A 25618-nucleotide genomic window follows, 5' to 3' on the forward strand; every position below is an offset into this window, starting at 1 on the left:
ATACGAAAAATGGACATTACTTGGAAAAGAATGTTCGTTTTTTTGTTTCTGTTATGGTATAATGAATAAAATAACTTTAATTGGTGAAAAAATGAAATTAAGAAGAAGTGAGCGTATGGTGGTTATTTCCAATTATTTGATTAACCATCCTTATGAATTAACGAGCTTAAATACATTTGCAGAAAAATACGAATCTGCCAAATCTTCTATTTCAGAAGATATTGTCATTATTAAGCGAGCCTTTGAAGAGATTGAAATTGGGACTATCGAAACGATTACTGGTGCTGGTGGAGGAGTGATTTTTAGCCCGTCCATCTCAGATACAGAAGCTAAGACCATTGTACAAGGTCTTTGTGATCAGCTGTCGGAAAGCAATCGGATTCTTCCGGGGGGCTACATTTACCTATCTGATCTGCTCAGTACTCCATCCATTTTGAATAATATCGGACGGATTATTGCCAAAAGTTTTAAAGATCAACAGATTGATGCTGTCATGACGGTTGCAACTAAGGGTGTTCCTTTGGCCAATGCAGTAGCCAATGTTCTCAATGTACCTTTTGTCATCGTTCGTCGGGATTTAAAGATTACAGAAGGATCAACGGTCAGTGTCAACTACGTATCGGGCTCCAGCGGAGATCGTATCGAAAAGATGTTCTTGTCCAAGCGAAGTCTCAAGGCCGGCAGTCGTGTCTTGATTGTGGATGACTTCCTCAAAGGCGGGGGGACCATTACAGGGATGATTAGCCTCTTGTCTGAGTTTGACTCTGAGTTGGCAGGTGTAGCTGTCTTTGCGGACAACGCGCAGGCTAATCGCGATTATCTGGACTATAAATCGCTCTTGAAAGTAACCAATATTGATGTCAAGGCGAATACCATTGATGTGGAAATTGGAAATATTTTTGATTAGGGAAAAGGGCGGAGATTATAGATGAAAACAGTTTTAGAAAAGTTTGACCACAGTCCGTTGTGGATTCGTTTAGGAGTATTGTCGATTTTATTTGGGATTCTGATTACTGGCATGGTTTTTGTGCAGGGGCAGTCTAATACCAATAGGAATTCAGTTAGTTCGGCTTCCAGCATCGCATCAAGCAGCTCTTCTTTACAACTGTCTTCTGCTCAAAAAGAAGCACAGGAAAAAGAAATTCAGGAAGAGGAGCAAGCAGTTCAGGCTGCAGAAGAAGCGGTTAAACAGCTTGAAACCATGCAAACTTTGGAAGATTTACAGCTAGCTAAGACTGCAGCAGAGAAGGTCAAAGATGCAGCTACTAAGGCTAGATTCCAAAGCCGTATTCATGCAATAGCTGTCCTGATTGACCCAGAAGGGGCTCAGGCTGGTGTTTATGAAAATCCAGCTGCTGTATCAGAAGAAGCAGTGGCTCAGCCGCAGCAATAAGTTAGCAGCAATCTAATAAGCAGAGATAAGCTTAAAATAGAAAAAATGTATTGACAGAAAAGTATCGTCGTGCTATAATGATAGACGGTACTTTTTACTTTTGGTCTCTCAAAAGTGTACAGAGACGTGCTGACAAATGTTGCAAAAGTACACGCAGATGGTAGCTGTCACCAAGTGTATCATCACCAAAATTAAAAAAATACAGGAGAATGTAGATGCCTACAATTAACCAATTGGTTCGCAAACCGCGTAAATCAAAAGTAGAAAAATCTAAATCACCAGCTTTGAACGTTGGTTACAACAGTCATAAAAAAGTTCAAACAAACGTTTCTTCACCACAAAAACGTGGTGTTGCAACTCGTGTTGGAACAATGACACCTAAAAAACCTAACTCAGCCCTTCGTAAATTCGCTCGTGTACGTTTGAGCAACCTTATCGAAGTTACTGCCTACATCCCAGGTATCGGACACAACTTGCAAGAGCACAGCGTGGTTCTTCTTCGTGGTGGACGTGTAAAAGACCTTCCAGGGGTACGTTACCATATCGTCCGTGGTGCACTTGATACTGCAGGTGTTAACGATCGTAAACAAGGCCGTTCTAAATACGGTACTAAACGTCCAAAAGCATAAGGAAAGGGGATAAAGAGAAATGAGTCGTAAAAATAGAGCTCCAAAACGTGACGTATTGCCAGATCCGCTTTACAATTCACAACTAGTTACTCGTCTTATCAACCGCGTTATGCTTGATGGTAAACGTGGTACAGCTGCTTCAATCGTTTACGGTGCTTTTGAGCAAATCAAAGAAGCTACTGGTAACGATGCACTTGAAGTATTTGAAACAGCTATGGAAAACATCATGCCTGTACTTGAAGTACGTGCACGTCGTGTTGGTGGTTCTAACTACCAAGTCCCAGTTGAAGTTCGTCCAGAACGTCGTACAACACTTGGACTTCGTTGGTTGGTAACAATCGCTCGTCTTCGTGGTGAACACACAATGCAAGACCGTCTTGCAAAAGAAATCTTGGATGCTGCTAACAACACTGGTGCAGCTGTTAAGAAACGTGAAGACACTCACCGTATGGCTGAAGCTAACCGTGCATTCGCACACTTCCGTTGGTAAGATAGGATGCGAAAGCGTTAAGAAAGTCCCAGAGAAAATAGGGAATCGAAGCAGGTTGCGACTGCAACCAATGAGATTCATCTTTTTCTCCAGACTTTTAGCCCGAGTTCAATTGAGCTCGGTCAGCTCTTAACTGTCATTCAACTGATTATCTCACAAGTTGAGACCAACACAAACAAGATAAGCATTGAGAACGGGTAGGTCCTGCCTATCCGTTTTTGCTAAATAATGTTATAATAAACTGTAAAATAAATTAATAGGAGAAATAACCAAATGGCTCGCGAATTTTCACTTGAAAAAACTCGTAATATCGGTATCATGGCCCACGTCGATGCTGGTAAAACAACTACAACTGAGCGTATCCTTTACTACACTGGTAAAATCCACAAAATCGGTGAAACTCACGAAGGTGCGTCACAAATGGACTGGATGGAGCAAGAGCAAGAGCGTGGTATCACTATCACATCTGCTGCGACAACAGCTCAATGGAACAACCACCGCGTAAACATCATCGACACACCAGGACACGTGGACTTCACAATCGAAGTACAACGTTCTCTTCGTGTATTGGATGGTGCGGTTACCGTTCTTGACTCACAATCAGGTGTTGAGCCTCAAACTGAAACAGTTTGGCGTCAAGCAACTGAGTATGGAGTTCCACGTATCGTATTTGCCAACAAAATGGACAAAATCGGTGCTGACTTCCTTTACTCTGTAAGCACACTTCACGATCGTCTTCAAGCAAACGCACACCCAATCCAATTGCCAATCGGTTCTGAAGATGACTTCCGTGGTATCATCGACTTGATCAAGATGAAAGCTGAAATCTATACTAACGACCTTGGTACAGATATCCTTGAAGAAGATATTCCAGCTGAATACCTTGACCAAGCTCAAGAATACCGTGAAAAATTGGTTGAAGCAGTTGCTGAAACTGACGAAGAATTGATGATGAAATACCTCGAAGGTGAAGAAATCACTAACGAAGAATTGAAAGCTGGTATCCGTAAAGCGACTATCAACGTTGAATTCTTCCCAGTATTGTGTGGTTCTGCCTTCAAGAACAAAGGTGTTCAATTGATGCTTGATGCGGTTATCGACTACCTTCCAAGCCCACTTGACATCCCAGCGATCAAAGGTATCAACCCAGATACAGACGAAGAAGAAACTCGTCCAGCATCTGACGAAGAGCCATTCGCAGCTCTTGCCTTCAAGATCATGACTGACCCATTCGTAGGTCGTTTGACATTCTTCCGTGTTTACTCAGGTGTTCTTCAATCAGGTTCATACGTATTGAACACTTCTAAAGGTAAACGTGAACGTATCGGACGTATCCTTCAAATGCACGCTAACAGCCGTCAAGAAATTGACACTGTTTACTCAGGTGATATCGCTGCTGCCGTTGGTTTGAAAGATACTACAACTGGTGACTCATTGACAGATGAAAAAGCTAAAATCATCCTTGAGTCAATCAACGTTCCAGAACCAGTTATCCAATTGATGGTTGAGCCAAAATCTAAAGCTGACCAAGATAAGATGGGTATCGCCCTTCAAAAATTGGCTGAAGAAGATCCAACATTCCGCGTTGAAACAAACGTTGAAACTGGTGAAACAGTTATCTCTGGTATGGGTGAGCTTCACCTTGACGTCCTTGTTGACCGTATGCGTCGTGAGTTCAAAGTTGAAGCGAACGTAGGTGCTCCTCAAGTATCTTACCGTGAAACATTCCGCGCTTCTACTCAAGCACGTGGATTCTTCAAACGTCAGTCTGGTGGTAAAGGTCAATTCGGTGATGTATGGATTGAATTTACTCCAAACGAAGAAGGTAAAGGATTCGAATTCGAAAACGCAATCGTCGGTGGTGTGGTTCCTCGTGAATTTATCCCAGCGGTTGAAAAAGGTTTGGTAGAATCTATGGCTAACGGTGTTCTTGCAGGTTACCCAATGGTTGACGTTAAAGCTAAGCTTTACGATGGTTCATACCACGATGTCGACTCATCTGAAACTGCCTTCAAGATCGCGGCTTCACTTGCCCTTAAAGAAGCTGCTAAATCAGCACAACCAGCTATCCTTGAGCCAATGATGCTTGTAACAATCACTGTTCCAGAAGAAAACCTTGGTGATGTTATGGGTCACGTAACTGCTCGTCGTGGACGTGTAGATGGTATGGAAGCACACGGTAACAGCCAAATCGTTCGTGCTTACGTTCCACTTGCTGAAATGTTCGGTTACGCAACAGTTCTTCGTTCTGCATCTCAAGGACGTGGTACATTCATGATGGTATTTGACCACTACGAAGATGTACCTAAGTCAGTACAAGAAGAAATCATTAAGAAAAATAAAGGTGAAGCTTGAGCTTTGAGCCAACCCTGGCACTCGCGATTGCGGGTGCTTTTTCTATTTTTTAGAGAACCGATCCCTCAATAAAAAGGGGAAATGAATGTTTTTGTAAGTTGTATTTCTACATTTTCAAAAGATACTGCTTTGCTTTTTCAAATCAATGAAAGTCGAAATGAAAGTTAGTGAAAGAATTCATAATACTTGTTAATAACAATGAAATCAGTTGCATTTTACCTCAATTAAGTATATAATAGAAATGTTGAAAGGTGATTTGTAGCAACTCAAGTTACTCTTTTCACATAAAAATTTTTTGATTTTCATAAGGAGGAAATCACGAATGGTAGTTAAAGTTGGTATTAACGGTTTCGGTCGTATCGGTCGTCTTGCTTTCCGTCGTATCCAAAACGTAGAAGGTGTTGAAGTTACTCGCATCAACGACCTTACAGATCCAGTTATGCTTGCACACTTGTTGAAATACGACACAACTCAAGGTCGTTTCGACGGTACTGTTGAAGTTAAAGAAGGTGGATTTGAAGTTAACGGTAAATTCGTTAAAGTTTCTGCTGAACGTGACCCAGAACAAATTGACTGGGCTAATGACGGTGTAGAAATCGTTCTTGAAGCAACTGGTTTCTTTGCTAAGAAAGATGCTGCTGAAAAACACTTGCACGCAGGTGGAGCTAAGAAAGTTGTTATCACTGCTCCTGGTGGAAACGATGTTAAAACAGTCGTATTCAACACTAACCACGACGTTCTTGACGGTACTGAAACAGTTATCTCAGGTGCTTCATGTACTACAAACTGCTTGGCTCCAATGGCTAAAGCTCTTCAAGACAACTTTGGTGTTGTAGAAGGATTGATGACTACTATCCACGCTTACACTGGTGACCAAATGATCCTTGACGGACCACACCGTGGTGGTGACCTTCGCCGTGCTCGCGCTGGTGCTGCAAACATCGTTCCTAACTCAACTGGTGCTGCAAAAGCTATCGGTCTTGTAATCCCAGAATTGAACGGTAAACTTGACGGATCTGCACAACGCGTTCCAACTCCAACTGGATCAGTTACTGAATTGGTAGCAGTTCTTGAAAAGAACGTTACTGTTGATGAAGTGAACGCAGCTATGAAAGCAGCTTCAAACGAATCATACGGTTACACAGAAGATCCAATCGTATCTTCAGATATCGTAGGTATGTCTTACGGTTCATTGTTTGACGCAACTCAAACTAAAGTTCTTGACGTTGACGGTAAACAATTGGTTAAAGTTGTATCATGGTACGACAACGAAATGTCTTACACTGCACAACTTGTACGTACTCTTGAATACTTTGCGAAAATCGCTAAATAATTCAATAGTAAAAGAAAGAGGCTCATTTGAGTCTCTTTTTCTGTACCTTGCTTTGTGAGAATCATCAAAGACAGGTCTGTGGTATGTTGAGCTTCTATTTTCCAAATTTTTAGTCATAGAGAAAGTCATTTTTACTATATCTGTCCATTTTTCTAAATGCTTCAAGGGGCTGTTTAGTGAAGAGAGAATCCAAGCATACTTTCCTTAAAGAAAACTATACCAATTTCATACTTGACAAAGTGAAAAACAGTGTGTATACTAGCTTTGTTGGAGTTTTTGGACTCCAAGAAGACTATACCAATTTTCAATAAGAAGGGCTGGTTTCTAAGACTAGAAATCAGAAGTAATGTTATGTGTGGAATTGTCGGAGTTGTCGGAAATCGCAACGCAACTGATATCTTGATGCAGGGCTTAGAAAAGCTGGAATACCGAGGTTATGACTCAGCTGGAATTTTTGTAACAACAGGGAAAACTTCTAGTCTGATCAAGTCGGTCGGTCGTATCGCTGACCTACATGCTAAAATTGGCATTGATGTTGCTGGGACTACTGGTATCGGACATACTCGTTGGGCTACTCATGGAAAACCAAGTGAAAACAATGCCCATCCTCATACTTCACAGACTGGCCGTTTTGTCTTGGTTCACAACGGTGTGATTGAGAACTACCTTGATATTAAGAATACTTACCTAGCTGATCATGACTTCAAGGGGCAGACAGATACAGAGATTGCTGTGCATCTGATTGGCAAATTTGCTGAAGAAGAAGGCTTGTCTCTTTTAGAAGCCTTTAAAAAAGCTCTTCACATTATCCGTGGTTCTTATGCCTTTGCTTTGGTGGATTCAGAAGATGCAGATGTTATCTATGTTGCTAAAAATAAATCTCCACTACTAGTCGGGCTTGGTGATGGCTACAATATGGTCTGTTCAGATGCCATGGCCATGATTCGTGAGACGAATCAGTTTATGGAAATTCATGACCAAGAGCTGGTTATTGTCCGTAAAGACAGTGTGGAAGTGCAGGATTATGACGGGAATACTCTGGAGCGTGAAAGCTATACTGCTGAGCTAGATTTGTCCGATATCGGTAAGGGAACTTATCCATACTATATGCTCAAAGAAATCGATGAGCAGCCAACTGTGATGCGTAAGCTAATCAGCGCTTATACAGATGATAAGGGGCAAGTATCAGTAGATGCGGATATTGTCAAGGCTGTTCAGGAAGCTGACCGTCTCTATATCCTTGCGGCTGGAACTTCTTACCATGCTGGCTATGCTTCTAAGCGTATGCTGGAAGAGCTGACGGATACACCGGTTGAGCTGGGAATTGCCTCTGAGTGGGGCTATGCTATGCCGCTCCTTAGCAAGAAGCCTCTCTTCATCTTTATCAGCCAATCTGGTGAAACAGCTGATAGCCGTCAGGTCTTAGTCAAGGCGAATCAAATGGGTATTCCAAGTTTGACCGTGACCAATGTTCCAGGTTCTACGCTTTCTCGGGAAGCCAATCATACCATGCTGCTGCATGCAGGTCCTGAGATTGCTGTTGCTTCTACTAAGGCCTATACAGCTCAAATTGCAACCTTGGCTTTCTTGGCTAAAGCTGTTGGCGATGCCAATGATTCTGAGAAAGCGGCGGCCTTTGACTTGGTTCACGAGCTGTCCTTAGTTGCGCAGTCTATTGAGTCCACTTTGTCAGAAAAAGAGTTGATTGACAATAAGGTCCGCGGCCTTCTAGAAACAACTCGCAATGCTTTCTATATCGGCCGTGGTCAAGACTACTATGTGGCGATGGAAGCTAGCTTAAAACTCAAAGAAATTTCTTATATCCAGTGTGAAGGCTTCGCGGCTGGTGAGCTCAAACACGGTACGATCTCTCTGATTGAAGATGGAACACCAGTTTTGGCCCTGCTTTCAGACGAAGTCTTGGCTAGCCATACTCGGGGCAATATTTCAGAAGTCGTAGCTCGGGGTGCCAAGGTGTTGACCATTGCTGAGGAGAATGTAGCCAAAGAAGGCGACGATATCGTGCTCAATCAGGTTCACCCATACCTGTCACCAATCTCTATGGTGGTACCGACACAGCTCATTGCTTACTTTGCAACCTTGCACCGTGGTCTGGATGTTGACAAACCGCGTAATCTGGCTAAGTCTGTCACTGTAGAATAAGCACAGAGGGCCATTGCCTATAAAAATTACCTATCTCATCCATAGAAAATATATATGGTCCTTATCTAAAAGGGGTACAAAAAATAAGGTTATTCAGCAGGGTCTGAAAAGCCTTGAAAAAGCTAGCTTAGTCTAGCTTTTTTATTTTGCTTTGATAAATATTTTTAATCAGGCTGATAGGGAAAATATATTTCCCAGGAGAAGGAGGGGATGGTAAGATATATTACAAATTCAAAGAAGGAGGAAGTAATGGCCAGCAAGAAAGAATTAGTGCTGAGAGCTTTTCGGGGTGAAGAAGTTGACCGAGTGCCTGTTGGATTCTGGTTTCACTTTGTAAGCCAAGAGGAAAAGATGCTGGGCCTGGACAATCCAGTGATTTTCAATAAAAGTGTTGAGGGGCATGCTGCTTATGTTCGAGCTGCACGGCCAGACTTTGTCAAGATTATGAGCGATGGCTTCTTTAAGTATCCTAGCGCGCTTTATTCGGATCAAATTGAGTCTATTCGGGACTTGGTAGCTATCCAGTCTATCGGTGAGCATCATCCTTGGATTGAGCAGCAGATTGAGATGGTGAAGACTGTAAAGGCAAGCTATCCAGAAGAGCTCGCTTCCTTCTACAATATCTTTGCGCCGGTCTCCTATCTCAAGCGCTGGTTCCGCCGGGAAGGGTCACGAGGAGATAGAGAAATTGCAGATTTTCTAGCAGACGATCCTGAGCTGACAGGACATGTTCTAGATGTCATTGCTGGCGATATTGCTATTTTGACTAGGCGGATTATTGAGGAAGCGGACATTGAGGGAATTTATCTCAGTACTCAGCAAGTCCAAGACGGCCGAGTAGATGCGGCCAGTTATCGTCGTTATATTGAGCCTAGTACGGTTAAGGTCCTAGAAGCAGCCAATGCGGCTGGCGGTCAGAATATTCTCCACATCTGCGGCTTTGAAGGGGCCAGCAATGATTTGGAACTGTTCAAAGACTATCCGGCTCAAGTCTTTAACTGGGCAACCCATCATGAGGGGGTCAGCTTAGCGGAAGGGCGCAAGCTCTTTGGCGGTCAGATTGTCCTGGGCGGCTTTGAAAATGGTAGAGCAGCTCTTCTAAATACAGGCACTCGTGCAGAATTAGAGGCTGAGACCAAGCAACTGCTGGCTGAAACTGGCAGTCAGGGAGTGATTCTAGGGGCTGACTGCACAGTACCAGATGATTTCGAAATAGAAAGGCTGGACTGGATTCGTCATGCAGCTAGTCAGTTCTGACGGACTTGCCAAAGCCATAAATAGCATTTTTCAACTCTTTCAAGGAGGAAGATAGATGAATCGGTATCAAAAAAGGCTTGCTGCTCTTGCTCTGATATTCTTGATAATAGGAACCTTTCTGAGCATCAGTCAGATTTATGCCCATCAGTCTTCAGACAAAAAAGAAGATGATTTGCAGGTGCTCAAGAAACTGCCAGAGCAGTCAACTGGCTTGATGCAGCCCGATGATATCGCTGCTCTGCTCTTGTCGGATTAGAATTTTACTTAAAAAGATGAATTAGCCTAATTAAAAAGCTAACAAACAACTCATTGGCTAGATAGGAATAATAGAAAAAGGAGAGAAGATGACTTCAAAAAGAGAATTAGTACTGAAAGCTTTCAGAGGAGAGCCTGTTGACCGAGTGCCAGTTGGTTTCTGGCATCATTTTACCAGCGAGGAGGAGTGGTTGGCTGGTTTTGGGAATCAGGTCATTATTGAGAAAAATCTGGCTGGTCATCAAGCTTTTCTGGCAGAAGTAGAGCCAGACTTTATCAAGCTGATGAGTGATGGTTATTTTGCTTATCCTAACGAGCGCTTGAAAAAAGTCCAATCTATCAAGGAGTTGGCAGATATTGAGCCGCTAGGTGCTGATCACCCTTGGATTAGTGAGCAGGTGGAGTTGGTTCAGAAGATTAAGGCTAGCTTTACAGAGGACTTGGTCGCTATTTACAATATTTTTGCGCCAGTGACCTACTTCAAATGGCTGGTCGGCAAGGTTGCCGGTGGAGATGACATCATTGCAGATTTCCTGGCAGAGGATGCGGTGCTCACGAAGCGGGTGCTGGACGTGATTGCTCAAGATATTGCGGCTCTGACGGAGCGGATTATCAAGGAAGCTGGTGCGGATGGAATCTACCTTAGCGTTCAGAGCATCCAGGATGCGCGGGTGTCGGCTGAAGACTATAAGACTTTTATTGCTCCTAGTGAATTGGCGGTGCTGGAAGCAGCCAACGCGGCTGGCGGAGTGAATATCCTGCACATTTGTGGCTACGAAGGCGCGCGAAACGATATTCATCTTTTCACAGATTATCCAGCTCAAGTCATCAACTGGGCAGTGGGGCCAGAAGGCATCAGCCTAGCGGAGGGACGAAAATTATTTGGCGGCCGGACTGTTCTCGGTGGCTTTGAAAATGGCAAGGACGGCCTGCTCTACACGGGCAGCCAAGCGGCTATTCAAGACGAGACCAAGCGGCTGATAGCAGAGGCTGGCAAGGAAGCTTTGATTATCGGGGCTGACTGTACTATTCCAAGCGATATTAAGGCAGAGCGGATTCAGTGGGTTCGCCAAGCAGCAAGCTTAGCATAAGAAGGAGACGAAAGAATGAGCAAGAAAAAATGGATTATTGGTGGAGCAGCAGTGATTGCTATTGTAGCTGCGACTTATTTGGGGCGGACCTTGACAGGTGCTTCATCTAGCAAGACAAGCAGCTCTGCGTCAGGCAGTGGTAAGGTCACAACTTTGAAAGTGGCACATACACAGAACTATGTTCCTTATGACTTTGTGGACGAAAAAGGCGAGTCAGATGGCTATGAGGTTGCTGTTCTCAAGGCCATTGATGAGAAGCTGCCAGACTATCAGTTTGAATATACTGGTACCAGTGATGAGGATCTCTTAGTCGGTCTGGAATCTGGGAAATATGATATTGGAACCAAGGGAGCATGGTATACCGAAGAGCGGGCGAAGAAGTTCATCATTCCAGAAAGCCCAATCGGTGCTAGCATTATCGGTTTCACTATCCGCAAGGAAGACGCTGAAAAATACAAAACCATTGATGATTTTGCCAAGGAAAAGGGCAAGCTGGTACCGATTTCTCCGCAGAATGCTCAATGGGCCGTTATCGAAGAATATAATCAGAAGCATAGCGGTGCTCCTATTGATTTGACTGCAGCAGAGTCCTTCAAGGTAGCTGATGCTTATGCTTGGGTTCTGGAAGGGCGCTACGATGCTTTCTTTGATATCAAGCTGTCTTTTGAAAAAGCTGTGACAGACAAAGAAGGTTCTTACCATCAGTATGCGGATCAACTGACTTGGTTCCCTTACAAGGGGATTCCGACCTATCCCCTGCTTCATAAAAACGAAAAAAATGAAGAATTTGCTAAGGCATACGAGAAGGCAATTAAGGAACTGGAAAAGGACGGAACCTTGGCTAAACTATCTGAAAAGTATTTCGGAGAAGATGTCTTCTCTTATGTGGACAAGGATTAGTGGCTGCTGTCTGCTGATTACGGAAAATCAAAAGGCTGACTGAGAAGCTGGCTGAATATAGAGTTGGTGGCTTCTAAGCTGACCTTGCTGCTGTTTGAAGGAATTTTCAAAGAGGATAACTAGGCGAGAGCATGGCTGCTCCAAGCTGAAAGTGCCCGCCCAAGAGAAGCTTATTCTATCTAATCACTGTCGAAGGAGAAGAAAATTATGGTCTCGTATGACTTATCCCGTGTCTTTGGCCTGCTGCCTAGTCTGCTGCAGGCTCTGCCGACCACTTTATGGATTATGTTTGTGACAGCTTTGATTGGCTCCTTGCTGGGTGGTCTGTTGGCTTGGGCTCAGATTTCTGAGGAGCAGTCTTTTGCTGGCCTAGCTAGAGGATATATATTTATCCTTAGATGTACACCGCCTATTGTCTTACTTTTCTTGGTTTTTTATGGCATTCCAGAGTTTTTAGAATGGTGGCTGGGGCTGGATATCAATAATTGGTCGCGGACTGTGTTTGTCATCATCACCATGATTCTGCTCTTTGCGGCCATGATTGCGGAAGTCTTCAAGGCAGCTTATCTTGCTGTTCCCAAGGGACAGACCGAGGCAGGTCTCAGTATTGGCTTGGCACCGGTGCAGACTTTTCTGCGTATTGTCCTGCCACAGGCTTTTCGCATCGCCCTGCCCAATCTGACTACTGCCCTTCTTAATCTCATGCGGGATGCTGCGCTAGCTTATACGATTGGGGCAGTTGATGTCATGGGAGCGGGGCAAAATCTCATCAGCCGTAATCTAGGCAATTATTCCCTCGAAACCTATACAGCGGTGGCCTTGATTTACTGGGGGATTGCCCTAGTGGTTTCGCTTGCTTCCCAGCTTCTGGAAAAAAGTCTGATAGTCAAGGAGAGGTAAAGCATGGATTTGAATTATATTGTAAATACCTTTCTGGTTACTTTGAAAGGCATACCGGTAACCCTGATCATTATGGTGGTGGCTATTCTGCTCAGCTTTATTCCAGCCTTGCTCTTGGCTTTAGGGCAGATTTATAAAGTTCGAGGTGTGCGGACCTTTTCAGTGGTTTATCTGGCCTTTATTCGGGCGACGCCTCCCATTTTGCTCATTCTCTTTTTCTATAGTCTTTTTCCTAGCTTACTGAATCAAATTTTTAAAAGTCTGGGCAGTCAGGTAGACGTCTTTAAGTTCAATCCGCTTTACTATGCTTTCATCATTTATAGCCTGATGACGACAGGCAGCTTGTCGGAAATACTGCGCTCTGCCATATTAACAGTGGATAAAGGGCAGTTAGAAGCGGCTCAAGCGATTGGTTTAACGAATTTTCAAGCCTATCGGAGAATTGTTTTTCCTCAGGCTCTGCGCTCAGCCCTGCCCAATCTGGCCAATCTGGTTATCAATCTAGTCAAGGGAACTTCGTTGGTATTTGTCATGACAGTCAAGGATATCACAGCCTTGGCTAAGATAGAGGCCTCCCATTCTTACCAGTATTCAGAGTCTTATCTGGTGATTTTTGTTATTTATCTCATTATTTGTGGCTTGATTCAGTGGATGTTTAGGGGCTTGGAAAAGCGCTACGCTCTTGCTTAGGAAGGAAAGATTATGTTAGAAGTAAAACATATCTCCAAACGATTTGGAGAGCACCAGGTGCTGGCAGATGTCAGTCTCAAGGTCAATCAAGGTGACGTTGTAGTTATTCTGGGACCGTCAGGCTCTGGGAAAACAACATTTCTGCGCTGTCTGAATCACTTAGAAAAAGCGGATGGCGGCCAGTTGACTTTGTCTGGTAAGGACTATGATTTGGCTAAGCTCAGCAAAAAGGAGATTTTGGAAATTCGTAGAAAGACGGCCTTTGTCTTCCAGCATTATAATCTCTTTGCCAATAAAACAGCCCTTGAAAATATCTTAGAAGGCTTAGTGATAGCTCGTAAGATACCGAGGGAAGAAGCGCTTAAGATTGCGGAAGAGTCCTTGAATCGCGTGGGCCTCTTGGCCTACAAAGACTACTATCCTTCTCAGCTATCAGGCGGCCAGCAGCAGCGGATTGGGATTGCGCGTGCCATTGCTGTCAAGCCAGATGTCATCCTGCTGGATGAACCAACTTCGGCTCTAGATCCGGAATTGGTCGGTGAAGTTCTCAGCGTCATGAAACAGTTGGCTCAGGAGGGAGTGACCATGGTTGTTGTGACCCATGAGATGAGCTTTGCTCGTGATGTGGCCAACCATGTTATCTTTATGGACGGAGGTCACATCATCGAAGAAAATCCTCCTCAGGAATTCTTCAGCAGTCCAAAGGAAGAGCGGACCAAACAGTTTCTGTCCCGCATTCTGTCGGATGCCAGCTATAGTGTAGAGTATATGATTTAAAATCTGGATTGTGTCCAGATTGTTTATTTTTGATAGATAGCTGTTATTCTTTGACTCAATAATGAAAAAGATAGACAAAAAACTAGACCAAGATAAGCATATCTCGGTCTAGTTTGTGTTTTATAAAAGTTGCTTACCAGAGGATTTCGCACTGGCTGCCGACAGCGTTTTGGAAGGATTCGATTGGTGGCTGGTCGGTGATAATGCAATCCAGACTAGAGTAGTTGGAAAGTTTGAAGTAATGACTGGTGTTAAACTTAGAGTGGTCGGCCAATAGAATTGCCTTGTCACTATTAGCGATCATTTCCCGCTTGATATGTGCCTGATTGTGGTTGGCTTCGTAAGCAGCGTAGCGATCCAATCCGCGGCAGCTAAAGAAGAGTAAGTCTGCATGGAAATTGTTGATGAAGTTGGCTGCAAAATCGCCCAGCGCAGAATTGGTCCCGCAGCCAATATGTCCGCCTGATAAGAAGAGGGTGACATTTTCAAAATTATTTAGCTGGCGGGCTGCTTCAATACCATTGGTTATGACACGTAGGTTCTGGAAAGGTGCCAAATGCGGAATGAGCATGGCTGCAGTCGTAGAGCTGTCAATGAAGATAGACTGGTTATGAGTGATAAAGGTTGAAGCAATTTCAGCAATTTGCTGCTTGCTTTTTTCTTCTTCACGGGCGCGAGCAGAATACACATATTCTACATTGTTGGCCGTAATCAGCATGACCTCACCATGAGAGCGGATGATTTTCCCCTCTTTTTCTAGCTCAATCAAGTCCCGTCGAAGTGTTGATGTAGAACAGTACAAAAGTTCTTCAAGTTGGGCGGTTGCAATAATCTTTCGCTTGCTGAGAATGTCTATAATTCGACTCATTCGTTCCAAAGAAACCATAGTGACCTCCACCGATGAACAAAGATGAACATTTATGGTCACATTATAACACAATAAACGAAAAAAAATCAATATAGTAACCATTAGATTGAACGATTATGAACAGTTTTGGCTATATTGTTATATAAAAGTTGGCTATTTATCAATTAGAGGTATAGGTATTGAATGCGCTTACAAAAAATACTATGATGAATCCAGAAAGGAGTGAGATTATGGATCATCAAGAAGAAATAATCCGCGAACAAATATGTGATGTATGCCACAAAATGTGGCAATTAGGCTGGGTAGCCGCTAATGACGGCAATGTTTCAGTCCGTCTAGACCAAGATACCATTATTGCAACGCCAACAGGTATCAGTAAGAGCTTTATCACGCCTGAAAAACTCGTCAAGCTCAATCTAAAAGGGGAGATTATTGAGGCTCAGGACGGCTATCGTCCGTCCAGTGAAATCAAGATGCACATTCGCTGCTATGAAGAACGGGAGGATGTGAATGCTGTCGTCCACGCGCATCCGCCAATTGCGACTGGCTTTGCACTGGCTCATATTCCGCTTGATACCTATTCCTTAATCGAGAGTGCCATTGTAGTAGGAGCAATTCCTATCACTCCCTTTGGTGTGCCATCTACCATGGAAGTGCCAGATGCTATCACCCCATACTTACCAGAACATGATGTCATGTTACTTGAAAACCATGGTGCATTGACTGTAGGAAGTGATGTAATTACAGCTTACTATCGGATGGAAACCTTGGAGCTGGTTGCTAAGACCACCTTCCACGGACGCATGTTGCTTTCCACTAAGGGGGTTGAGGAGGAAGAGATTTCTCGTCCAACCTTGGAACGCTTATTTGCAATGCGGGCCAATTATAAAGTCACAGGCCGTCACCCTGGTTATCGCAAATATAATGGTGACGGAAGCATCAAAGAATAAGAAACATCGGAGGAAATGATTATGACTCAACATCCACGTATTGGAATTCGTCCAACTATTGACGGACGTCGCCAAGGTGTTCGGGAATCACTAGAAGTACAAACCATGAATATGGCTAAAAGTGTGGCTGACTTGATTAGCTCAACCTTGAAATATCCTGACGGTCAGCCTGTTGAATGTGTTATTTCGCCATCTACCATCGGTCGTGTGCCTGAGGCAGCCGCATCACATGAATTATTCAAAAAATCAAATGTCTGCGCGACTATCACAGTGACACCATGCTGGTGCTATGGTAGTGAAACCATGGATATGTCACCAGATATTCCACATGCAATCTGGGGCTTCAATGGCACTGAACGGCCAGGAGCTGTTTATCTCGCTGCAGTATTGGCTTCACACGCTCAAAAAGGTATTCCAGCTTTTGGTATTTATGGCAGAGATGTCCAGGAAGCTAGCGACACTGAAATTCCAGAAGATGTAAAAGAAAAAATTCTCCGTTATAGCCGGGCTGCTTTGGCAACAGGACTGATGCGTGACACAGCTTACTTGTCCATGGGCAGCGTCTCCATGGGAATCGGTGGCTCCATTGTCAATCCAGACTTCTTCCAAGAATACCTGGGTATGCGTAATGAATCAGTTGATATGACGGAGTTTACTCGTCGGATTGACCGTGGCATTTATGACCACGAAGAATTTGAACGGGCCATGGTTTGGGTCAAAGAGCACATCAAAGAGGGTGTGGATCGCAACCGTGAGGACTTGGTTCTTTCTCCAGAAGAAAAAGCAAAACAATGGGAATTTGTAGTCAAGATGTTCATGATTGGCCGGGATCTCATGCAAGGCAATCCTCGCTTGGCTGAGCTTGGCTTTGAGGAAGAAGCTGTTGGGCATCATGCCTTAGTTGCTGGCTTCCAAGGTCAGCGTCAATGGACTGACCACTTCCCGAACGGGGACTTCATGGAAACCTTCCTCAATACTCAGTTTGACTGGAACGGCATTCGTAAGCCTTATGTCTTTGCGACAGAAAATGACTCGCTAAACGGTGTGTCTATGCTCTTTAACTACCTCTTGACAAATACACCGCAAATCTTCGCAGATGTCCGGACTTATTGGAGTCCAGAAGCGGTAGAACGTGTGACAGGACACAAGTTAGAAGGCCAGGCAGCTGATGGCTTCCTACACTTGATTAACTCTGGTTCTTGTACCCTGGATGGAACTGGTCAAGCCAGTCGAGATGGCAAGCCAGTTATCAAGCCATTCTGGGAATTAGAACAAAGTGAAGTGGATGCCATGCTTGAAAACACGGACTTCCCACCAGCCAATCGCGAATACTTCCGTGGCGGCGGCTTCTCTACTCGCTTCTTGACCAAGGGTCATATGCCTGTGACCATGGTGCGCTTGAACATCCTGAAAGGCGTAGGTCCGGTCTTGCAAATCGCTGAAGGATATACCTTGGAATTGCCAGAGGAAGTGCATCATACCTTGGATAATCGGACAGATCCAGGCTGGCCAACCACTTGGTTTGCACCGCGTTTGACAGGAAAAGGTGCCTTCAAGTCTGTCTATGATGTTATGAACAACTGGGGAGCCAACCACGGTGCCATTACCTATGGCCATATCGGGGCGGATTTGATTACGCTGGCTTCCATGCTGCGTATCCCAGTCAATATGCACAATGTGCCAGAGGAAGACATCTTCCGTCCCAAGAACTGGTCACTGTTTGGCACAGAAGATTTGGAATCAGCCGACTACCGTGCTTGCCAATTATTAGGACCAATTCATAAATAAAGATTTTGGGTGGGCGTGCCTCTTTCTAGGCACACAGCCTACCCAATAGAAAGAGAGTAGCTTAGATGACCAAGACAATTATTCTAGCCTGTGTGGGTGGCTTAACAACCAGTATGTTGGTAGAGCGAATCAATGAAGTTATTCATCGTGACCAATTGGATTATTCCTTTTATTCCATTGGGATTACGGGTATGAATAACTTGAAGAATATCGATGTCTTATTGCTCAGCCCACAATTAGCCTATTTAGAAGAAAAGGCTAAAGCAAGCCTACAGGTACCAGTCGCAGTCATTAGTGATGAAGATTTCGAGTTGATGAGAGGCGAAGAAGTGCTTCGTCAGGCTGAAGTATTGATGGACTAAGCCTATGGCAGGACAAGACAAAGGCTCAAGCCAAGAGCTGATGCGACTGATTATCAAGAGTAGTAAAGTGACTGCGCAAGTCATGCAGAGTTTGGAGTTGGCTCAGTCAGGTCAGAAGGAAGTATCAAATGCTGAGTTGGAACAAGCGAGAAAACTCAGCGTGGAGGCTCACAACTTACAGACCAGCCTTATCCAGTCTGAACTGAGTGGTCAAGCCAATCCTCCAAGTCTGCTGGCGGTCCATGCTCAGGACCATTTTATGAATAGCCATTTATTACTCGAATTGGCCGCCGTATTTCTCAATCAAATAGAAGAAATCGAAGATTTAAAAGCAAGAATTGCAAAACTGGAACAGGTAGGTGAGTAGCATGGATCATCCTGTCATATTAGAAATGAAGGGCATTGTTAAAAGCTTCGGTCCAGTCCGAGCCTTAAAAGGGGTCAATTTTGACTTGCGGGCTGGTGAAGTGCATGCTCTAATGGGTGAAAATGGGGCTGGTAAATCCACTTTGATGAAGGTCTTGACTGGTATCTACGGAGCAAATGAGGGGACCATTCATTACAATCAAGAAGAGGTGGTCTATTCCAAGCCCAAGGAAGCAATGGATGCAGGAATCGTTATCGTTCACCAAGAATTGAATATGATGAACCATCTAACAGTGGCTCAAAATATCTTTATTGGACGGGAAGAAGTTCAAGGCAGCTTCTTCATTAACGATGCATCCAGTATTAAAAAAGCAAAAGAACTCTTTAGTCTCTTAAAACTAGACATCAACCCAACTGAAAAAGTAGGAAATCTAACGGTTGGGAAACAACAAATGGTCGAAATCGCAAAGGCCCTCTCAATGGATGCCAAAGTGATAGTCTTTGACGAACCGACAGCAGCACTGACTGAATCGGAAATCAATGAGCTTTTTGTCATCATTGACGACCTGCGTGCTAAAGGTGTCGGTATTATCTACATTTCTCACCGGATGGATGAGATTGCCCGCATCACAGACCGCGTGACTGTTATGCGAGACGGCGAGTATGTAGGCACGGTCAATACCAAAGACACCACCAAGGATGAAATCATCTCTATGATGGTTGGACGGACGATTTATGAAGATCCTAAGGCTGCGTCAACAGTAGCAGAAGATGCTCCTGTGGTACTGGAAGTGAAAAACCTCTGTGCTGGAACGGCCGTTAAAGATGTGAGTTTCAAACTCCATAAGGGTGAAATTCTAGGTTTCTCAGGATTGATGGGAGCCGGTCGGACAGAAGTTGCCCGTTTGCTGTTTGGTGCAGACAAAAAAGAAAGCGGTTCCATTGTTATAAATGGGAAAGAAGTAAGCATCAATTCTCCCCAAGATGCCATTCGGGAAGGGATTGGTTACTTATCTGAAGACCGCAAGCGCTTTGGCTGCATCGTGGACATGACCATTGCCAACAATACGGTTATAACCAATCTTGATAAGTATATCAAGGCTGGCTTGATTGATGATGGTGCTATTGTCAAGGCAAGTGATCAGTTTGTTCAATCTTTACATACCAAGACACCGTCATCCAAACAGCTAGTTCGCAATCTTTCGGGAGGCAACCAGCAGAAAGTAGTCATTGCCAAATGGCTGGAACAAAATAGTGATATTTTAATCTTTGATGAGCCGACACGAGGGATTGATGTCGGAGCAAAAAGTGAAATATACACACTGATGAATGATCTGGTTGCTCAAGGCAAATCCATTATTATGATTTCGTCAGAACTGACAGAAATCTTACGGATGAGCGATCGAATCGTAGTCATGTGTGAAGGTAGAAAAACGGGTGAGCTGGATATTAGCCAAGCAACGCAAGAGAGAATCTTGGCGCTAGCGACTGACCGTTAAAAGTGAAAACAGAGGTGTTTACGTATGGAAGAGAAACAATCCTTATGGATGAAATTAGAAAAAACAGTTGGTTTACAAAAGCTGATTGCCTTGATTGCCTTGGTGGTAATCTTTGCCTTCTTTGCCATCTCCAGCGAATCATTTCGTTCGTTTGATACGGTAGTCAGTATCTTGGATGCGTCATATTACATTGGTTTCCTTGCCATTGGGGTCACATTTGTCATCATTACAGGTGGTATTGACCTCTCTATTGGTACGGTGATGATGTGCTCGGCTATTATCGGGGGTGTCCTTCATACCAAGATGGGCTGGCCGCTCTGGCTGTCTTTGCTGGCCATTCTAGTCATTGGAGGACTATTCGGCCTGCTCAATGGAATCATGGTCGCAAAATTCGGTTTACCGCCTTTTATCGCGACACTGGGTACGATGATGATTTCCCGCGGTCTGAGCTCCATTGTCTCAAATGTCCAAAGTGTAACCTTCCCTCTTCGTGGGACAGGTGAAGGTTGGTATAAAGATTTATTCCGAACCCAGGATAATTTCCCGACAGGCTTGATCGTGCTGGTGCTTGTGGCTGTCCTTGCTGCGGTAGTATTGAACAAGACAAAAATTGGCCGCTATATCTTCGCGATTGGCTCCAATAAAGAAGCTACTCGTCTGTCTGGGGTCAATGTTGTCAAATGGGAAGGTATGGCCTATGTCATAGGCGGTCTGTCAGCAGGGCTTGCAGCCGTTGCTTATGCGGCCACCTACTCTACGATTCTGCCAGGTACTGGTAACGGTATGGAGCTGGATGCGATTGCCGGTGTCGTAGTAGGGGGAACTTCTCTAGCTGGTGGTGTCGGATCTGTTATTGGTACCATTATCGGGGTCTTCATCATGTCAGTCCTGAAAATTGGTTTGCCATATATCGACCTACAGCCCCACTATCAACTCTTTATTACTGGTTTTGTTGTTATCGTCGCTGTTTACTTTGATATTTTCATTCGCAAGAATAAGAAAAAATAAGTACAGCCCTCGCTATCATATATATGAGTATATAAAACATAATAGGAGCTTTTATCATGAGAAAATCATTTAAATTTGCTACTGCGGCACTTCTTGCTGCTGCTGCGATTGGACTGGTTGCTTGTTCTTCTAAGAAAGACAGCAATAAAGCTGCGAACAGCAAGGGTGGAGACTATCGAGTAGAAGTGATTGCCAAAGGTTTCCAACATGACTTCTGGAAAGCCGTTAATAAGGGTGCTGAACAAGCTGCAGATGAATTTGGAGCCAAGATTACTTTTGTCGGACCTCAAAATGAAACCGCTATCGCAGAACAATTAGAACAGTTGAACAATGCCATTAACAAAAATCCAGATGCGATTACCCTAGCAGCGCTTGATACCGAATCAGAGCTAGACGCTATTAAACAAGCCCAAGCCAAGAATATCCCGCTGATTGGTTTTGACTCAGGGGTTCCGGGTGCGCCAGACGGAGCAATCAAAGCAACAGCCTCTACAGACAACCATGCTGCTGGTGCCAATGCAGCAGAACACTTGTTCCCATTGTTAGAAAAGAAATTGGGTGACAAACCGGTTCGTATCGGGGTAGTTTCCCAAGAAGCAAATTCACTTTCTATCACACAACGGACTTCCGGTTTCATTGATAAGATGGTTGAGTTGCTAGAAAAGAAAGGTATTAAAACTGCGGTTGTTGGTCACGATAAATTCAAGAACAATGTCTCTGAATCAGATGCCAAAGCTATCATTGAAGTTCGTGTACCAGCACAGGTAGATGATGCAGCTGGTAAGACAGAAGCATCAACTGTGCTTGAAAAATCAGATACAGTCGCTATTTACGGTTCAAATGAATTTGCAGCTAAAGCTATTATCAACGCAAATGGCAGTTTCAAGGAATCTAAGCTCGGTGCAGACAAGATTTTGGCTGTCGGTTTTGACTCAGGTGCCTTACAGCAAGATGCGATTCGCAACGGTCTCTTTGTAGGATCTGTTACGCAAGATCCGATTCAAATCGGCTATCAATCTGTAAAATTAGCTATTGAAGCGGCTCAAGGAAAAGAAGTCAAAGATGTAGACACAGGATCAAAATGGTATGATGCCAAGAACATCGACTCTGATGAAATCAAACCATTGCTTTACCAATAATCAAAATCGTTTGTAAAGATTGGTGTATTGGAGGAGATGAGAATGACATTGATGAAATTACTGGCCATTGACCTAGGTGCTAGTTCAGGTCGTGTCATGCAAGCAATTTACAATGGCCATAGTATCCAGCTATCAGAAGTTCATCGGTTCAAAAACGAGCCGATGAACGTGAATGACGGTCTTTATTGGAATATCCTGCATCTGTTTGGAGAAATTAAAATTGGGATCAAGAAAGCTTCAGAAGATGGGATTCCTATTCGATCCATATCCGTTGATACATGGGGTGTGGACTATGCCTACCTAGACCAAAACGGAGATCTGCTCTACCAGCCGCATTGTTATCGTGACAATCGTATGGGCCAATACGAAGAAACTTTTTATAAGAAAATCAGCAAAGATGCGCTTTTTGAGGAGACAGGCGTACAGCCTGCCTGCATTAATACTGTCCTGCAAATATTCGCTGATTTGCAGGAAAAGCCCTATTTGGCAAGAGTTGCAGAGCGCGTGCTCTTCATGCCGGATTTGATTAACTATCTTTTGTCAGGTGTTTTATCCAGCGAGTATACCATTGCCAGCAGCAGCGGTTTGCTCAATATCAATTCTCAGACATGGTCTGACAGCGTTTTTGAGACGCTGGGGATTCCTAAAAAGTGGTTTGGTGAGGTGATACAGGGAGGAAAAGTCCTGAGAAGTCTGTCGCCACGGATCACACAAGAGCTGAAAATTGAGCCTTTTGATGTCATTGCTGGGGCTGGTCATGATACAGCGGCAGCTGTTCTGGCTATTCCTTATGCGAGTGAGCAGCTAACAGCCTTTATCTCTTGCGGTACTTGGTCTCTAGTCGGTCTAGAATCTCAGAATCCTGTAACCAGTCAGGAAGCTTTAGCGGCCAATCTGACAAATGAAGGCTGCTTTGACGGACGCTATAGGATTTTGAAGAATACGACAGGGCTCTGGATTATCCAGGAACTGCAGCGGGATTGGCGCTTGCAAGGTCAGGACATCAGCTTTGCTGAAATGGTGAATCTGGCAAGAAACGTCACGAATAATCGCTCTTGGATTAACCCCAATGATGCTATTTTTGCAGCTCCAGGAGACATGGAGGCTAAGGTCAAGGAGCGTTGCCATATGACCAACCAGCCTGTCCCTCAAAGCAAAGCAGAGGTTGTCCGAGTGGTCTTGGAAAGTCTCGCTTTTGCCTACCGTCAAACCGTGGAGCAAATTGAGAGCCTGACCGGTCAGAAAATCGAGCAGATTCACATGGTCGGCGGCGGTATCCAAAATGAGCTGCTCTGTCAGCTGACAGCTGATGTAAGCCATAAACCAGTCCTAACAGGGCCGATTGAAGCCAGCGCTTTGGGAAATATCTTGGCACAGCTTTTGATCTTGGGTGAGATTCAAGATCGGCAGACTGCCCAAAAGCTCATCAAGGATTCAGAAAAAACCAAGCAATACCAGCCTCAAGAAGGTTCAGACTTGGCTCAGTCCTATCAAAAATTTCAAGCAAGTATGAAAGTAGGAAGCTAGATGTTAAAGCATATTCCAACTATTTTAAGTCCAGAATTGGTCAAGTATCTGATGGAGATGGGGCACGGAGATGAAGTGGTCATTGCCGATGCAAACTTCCCTGCCCATCGGATTGGTCAGCGGGTTGTTCGCTGTGACGGCCACGGAGTTCCAGCACTGCTAGATGCTATCTTGACTGTGCTGCCCTTGGATACTTATAGCGACTACCAAGCAGGTCTTATGCAGGTAGTGCCGGGAGATCCGACCGTACCAGTCATCTGGAATGACTACAAGGCATTGTTAGAAAAGCACTATCCAGGTACAGCCATTAGAGAATTTGAACGCTTTGCTTTCTATAAGCAGGCGGAAAAAGCTTATTTGGTCATCCAAACGGGCGAGGGAGCTCTGTACGGCAATATCATTTTGAAAAAAGGTGTCATTGCCAGCTAATGAAAAAACAGGTAAGAGATGGGCAAGGTTGCTTCTTGAAAGGAGCGTCCTTGTTCCTCATCCTTATCTGGGACTTTCTTTGCTTTTTTTATCGATCTACTTGTTAAAAAAATCACAAAAACTCTTGCAAAAAGCGAACTTTTGCAGTATCATTATATTAACAACATAAATCAGAAGGAGAAAATATATGTCTACATTTTACGTACCCGCTGTCAATCTTATCGGCAAAGGCGTTGTCAAGGAAGTTGGGCCTTATATTAAGGAGGTGGGTTATAGCAAGGCCTTGCTGGTGACGGATAAGTTTATCGAAGGTAGTGATATCTTGCCACAAATCCTAGCACCACTAGATGCAGAAGGTATCCAGTATGTGGTCTTCAGCGATGTTGAGCCAAATCCGACTTGTAAGAATGTCATGGATGGTGTAGCTGCTCTCAAGGAACACAACTGTGACTTCATCATCAGTGTCGGCGGAGGTTCACCGCAGGATGCGGCTAGCTGTATTTCAGTTATTGCGACAAATGGTGGCAAACCACAAGACTACGAGGGTTTGCACAAGTCTGCTAAGAAAGGTCTGCCAGTAGTGGCAATCAATACTACAGCGGGAACTTCGGCTGAAATCACCATCAACTACGTCATCACAGATGAGGAACGCAAGGTTAAGATGGTTATGGTGGACAAGAATAGCTTGGCCCTGATCTCAGTCAATGACCCTGAACTCATGGTATCCAAACCAGCTGCCCTCACAGCAGCAACAGGGATGGATGCTTTGACTCACGCAGTCGAAGCTCTCGTCACACCAGGAGCCTACGGTGTAACCAAGAAATTATCTATCGGAGCTATTGAACTTATCAAGGAATACCTTCCTCGTGCGGTTGCAAATGGCCATGATATTGAAGCGCGTGAAGGCATGGTGAATGCCATCTTCCTTGGCGGTATGTCCTTTAACAATGCTGGTCTAGGTTATGTTCACTCTATGGCTCACCAGCTTGGGGCAGTTTACAATCTGCCGCACGGTGTCTGCTGTGCCATGCTCCTGCCAGTTGTAGAGCGTGAAAATGCTAAACGGGTACCAGAAGCTTTCCGCAATGTTGCCAAAGCTCTTGGTCTGCAAATCGAAGGCAAGACTGATGAAGAATGTGCAGCTTATGCTATTTCTGAAATCGAAAAACTGTCTGAAACGGTCGGCATTCCGAAGAAACTCACTGAACTTGGTATCGAAGAAAAAGACTTTGACTTTGACTACCTATCTAAAAACGCTTTGATTGATGCTTGTGCGCCAGGCAATCCATTCATGCCAACTCTAGAAGAAACGATTGCTTTTTATAAAGAACTCTTCTAAGAACGAAAAAATTCTGCTGAAACAAATAAGGCTCTGCATGACATTAGCTTGCAGGGCTTGTTTTTTGATAATAAGGCATCTTTATAGGAATGAGCAAGGACTCGACTTTT

General features: G+C 44.2%; 25 protein-coding genes. 24 read left to right on the plus strand and 1 reads right to left on the minus strand.

Annotated features, from left to right (window positions below; translation table 11 throughout):
- The first annotated feature begins 91 nt into the window (after positions 1–91).
- The 14 genes from purR to RYK49_RS03430 all read left to right on the plus strand — a co-directional run bounded on the left by purR (position 92) and on the right by RYK49_RS03430 (position 14233).
- The gene (gene purR / locus RYK49_RS03365; RefSeq protein ID WP_032905583.1) at positions 92–907 is read left to right on the plus strand and encodes a pur operon repressor; all 816 of its coding nucleotides are present in this window, start codon (positions 92–94) and stop codon (positions 905–907) included.
- 21 nt (positions 908–928) lie between these two features.
- Positions 929–1393 carry a hypothetical protein gene (locus RYK49_RS03370; protein ID WP_314830755.1) on the plus strand — a complete coding sequence of 155 codons (465 nt, stop codon included), beginning with the start codon at positions 929–931 and terminating at the stop codon, positions 1391–1393.
- A gap of 215 nt (positions 1394–1608) precedes the next feature.
- On the plus strand, positions 1609–2022 hold the full coding sequence (gene rpsL, locus RYK49_RS03375; RefSeq protein ID WP_001142332.1) for a 30S ribosomal protein S12: 414 nt from the start codon (positions 1609–1611) through the stop codon (positions 2020–2022).
- 19 nt (positions 2023–2041) lie between these two features.
- Positions 2042–2512 carry a 30S ribosomal protein S7 gene (gene rpsG / locus RYK49_RS03380; protein WP_000087873.1) on the plus strand — a complete coding sequence of 157 codons (471 nt, stop codon included), beginning with the start codon at positions 2042–2044 and terminating at the stop codon, positions 2510–2512.
- 273 nt (positions 2513–2785) lie between these two features.
- The gene (gene fusA, locus RYK49_RS03385) at positions 2786–4867 is read left to right on the plus strand and encodes an elongation factor G (RefSeq protein ID WP_314864890.1); all 2082 of its coding nucleotides are present in this window, start codon (positions 2786–2788) and stop codon (positions 4865–4867) included.
- A gap of 322 nt (positions 4868–5189) precedes the next feature.
- Positions 5190–6200 (plus strand): type I glyceraldehyde-3-phosphate dehydrogenase, encoded by a 1011-nt coding sequence (gene gap / locus RYK49_RS03390; RefSeq protein ID WP_314864892.1) that lies wholly within the window; start codon positions 5190–5192, stop codon positions 6198–6200.
- Between the two features lie 351 nt (positions 6201–6551).
- Positions 6552–8363 carry a glutamine--fructose-6-phosphate transaminase (isomerizing) gene (glmS, locus tag RYK49_RS03395; protein ID WP_314830753.1) on the plus strand — a complete coding sequence of 604 codons (1812 nt, stop codon included), beginning with the start codon at positions 6552–6554 and terminating at the stop codon, positions 8361–8363.
- A gap of 210 nt (positions 8364–8573) precedes the next feature.
- Entirely contained in the window at positions 8574–9620 is a 1047-nt protein-coding gene (locus RYK49_RS03400) for a uroporphyrinogen decarboxylase family protein (RefSeq protein ID WP_314830752.1), read from the plus strand.
- 55 nt (positions 9621–9675) lie between these two features.
- A complete protein-coding gene (locus RYK49_RS03405; protein ID WP_314830751.1) occupies positions 9676–9876 on the plus strand; it encodes a hypothetical protein in 201 nt (66 codons plus the stop codon).
- Positions 9877–9964: 88 nt separating this feature from the next.
- The gene (locus tag RYK49_RS03410) at positions 9965–10966 is read left to right on the plus strand and encodes a uroporphyrinogen decarboxylase family protein (RefSeq protein WP_314830750.1); all 1002 of its coding nucleotides are present in this window, start codon (positions 9965–9967) and stop codon (positions 10964–10966) included.
- 15 nt (positions 10967–10981) lie between these two features.
- A complete protein-coding gene (locus RYK49_RS03415) occupies positions 10982–11866 on the plus strand; it encodes a transporter substrate-binding domain-containing protein (protein WP_223313785.1) in 885 nt (294 codons plus the stop codon).
- 207 nt (positions 11867–12073) lie between these two features.
- Positions 12074–12766 carry an amino acid ABC transporter permease gene (locus tag RYK49_RS03420; RefSeq protein WP_002908662.1) on the plus strand — a complete coding sequence of 231 codons (693 nt, stop codon included), beginning with the start codon at positions 12074–12076 and terminating at the stop codon, positions 12764–12766.
- Positions 12767–12769: 3 nt separating this feature from the next.
- Positions 12770–13456, plus strand: a complete 687-nt coding sequence (locus RYK49_RS03425; protein WP_002908663.1) for an amino acid ABC transporter permease — start codon at positions 12770–12772, stop codon at positions 13454–13456.
- Between the two features lie 12 nt (positions 13457–13468).
- Positions 13469–14233 carry an amino acid ABC transporter ATP-binding protein gene (locus RYK49_RS03430; RefSeq protein ID WP_314864895.1) on the plus strand — a complete coding sequence of 255 codons (765 nt, stop codon included), beginning with the start codon at positions 13469–13471 and terminating at the stop codon, positions 14231–14233.
- A gap of 133 nt (positions 14234–14366) precedes the next feature.
- On the opposite strand, the gene RYK49_RS03435 is transcribed toward RYK49_RS03430, so the two are convergent.
- Entirely contained in the window at positions 14367–15119 is a 753-nt protein-coding gene (locus RYK49_RS03435) for a DeoR/GlpR family DNA-binding transcription regulator (protein WP_314830746.1), read from the minus strand.
- A gap of 212 nt (positions 15120–15331) precedes the next feature.
- Here RYK49_RS03435 and RYK49_RS03440 point away from each other — a divergent pair, with 212 nt between their 5' ends.
- The 10 genes from RYK49_RS03440 (at position 15332) to RYK49_RS03485 (ending at position 25508) form a co-directional block, all read left to right on the plus strand.
- Positions 15332–16051, plus strand: a complete 720-nt coding sequence (locus RYK49_RS03440; RefSeq protein ID WP_032906171.1) for a class II aldolase/adducin family protein — start codon at positions 15332–15334, stop codon at positions 16049–16051.
- A 21-nt stretch (positions 16052–16072) separates the two neighbouring features.
- Positions 16073–17839 carry an L-fucose isomerase gene (locus RYK49_RS03445; RefSeq protein WP_125445685.1) on the plus strand — a complete coding sequence of 589 codons (1767 nt, stop codon included), beginning with the start codon at positions 16073–16075 and terminating at the stop codon, positions 17837–17839.
- Positions 17840–17904: 65 nt separating this feature from the next.
- Positions 17905–18201 carry a PTS sugar transporter subunit IIB gene (locus tag RYK49_RS03450; protein ID WP_002916544.1) on the plus strand — a complete coding sequence of 99 codons (297 nt, stop codon included), beginning with the start codon at positions 17905–17907 and terminating at the stop codon, positions 18199–18201.
- Between the two features lie 4 nt (positions 18202–18205).
- Positions 18206–18568 carry a PTS lactose/cellobiose transporter subunit IIA gene (locus RYK49_RS03455; protein WP_314830745.1) on the plus strand — a complete coding sequence of 121 codons (363 nt, stop codon included), beginning with the start codon at positions 18206–18208 and terminating at the stop codon, positions 18566–18568.
- A 1-nt stretch (position 18569) separates the two neighbouring features.
- Positions 18570–20066, plus strand: a complete 1497-nt coding sequence (locus RYK49_RS03460) for a sugar ABC transporter ATP-binding protein (RefSeq protein ID WP_002927994.1) — start codon at positions 18570–18572, stop codon at positions 20064–20066.
- Between the two features lie 48 nt (positions 20067–20114).
- Positions 20115–21074 (plus strand): ABC transporter permease, encoded by a 960-nt coding sequence (locus RYK49_RS03465; protein WP_223313787.1) that lies wholly within the window; start codon positions 20115–20117, stop codon positions 21072–21074.
- Positions 21075–21130: 56 nt separating this feature from the next.
- Positions 21131–22213 carry an ABC transporter substrate-binding protein gene (locus tag RYK49_RS03470; RefSeq protein WP_314830744.1) on the plus strand — a complete coding sequence of 361 codons (1083 nt, stop codon included), beginning with the start codon at positions 21131–21133 and terminating at the stop codon, positions 22211–22213.
- A 42-nt stretch (positions 22214–22255) separates the two neighbouring features.
- The gene (locus RYK49_RS03475; RefSeq protein ID WP_314830743.1) at positions 22256–23740 is read left to right on the plus strand and encodes a rhamnulokinase family protein; all 1485 of its coding nucleotides are present in this window, start codon (positions 22256–22258) and stop codon (positions 23738–23740) included.
- Positions 23741–24169, plus strand: coding sequence for an RbsD/FucU domain-containing protein (locus RYK49_RS03480; RefSeq protein ID WP_314830742.1), 429 nt, complete (start codon positions 23741–23743; stop codon positions 24167–24169).
- A 187-nt stretch (positions 24170–24356) separates the two neighbouring features.
- Positions 24357–25508 carry an iron-containing alcohol dehydrogenase gene (locus tag RYK49_RS03485; protein WP_314830741.1) on the plus strand — a complete coding sequence of 384 codons (1152 nt, stop codon included), beginning with the start codon at positions 24357–24359 and terminating at the stop codon, positions 25506–25508.
- Positions 25509–25618 lie beyond the last annotated feature (110 nt).

The sequence above is a fragment of the uncultured Streptococcus sp. genome, assembly GCF_963525625.1.
Taxonomy (GTDB): domain Bacteria; phylum Bacillota; class Bacilli; order Lactobacillales; family Streptococcaceae; genus Streptococcus.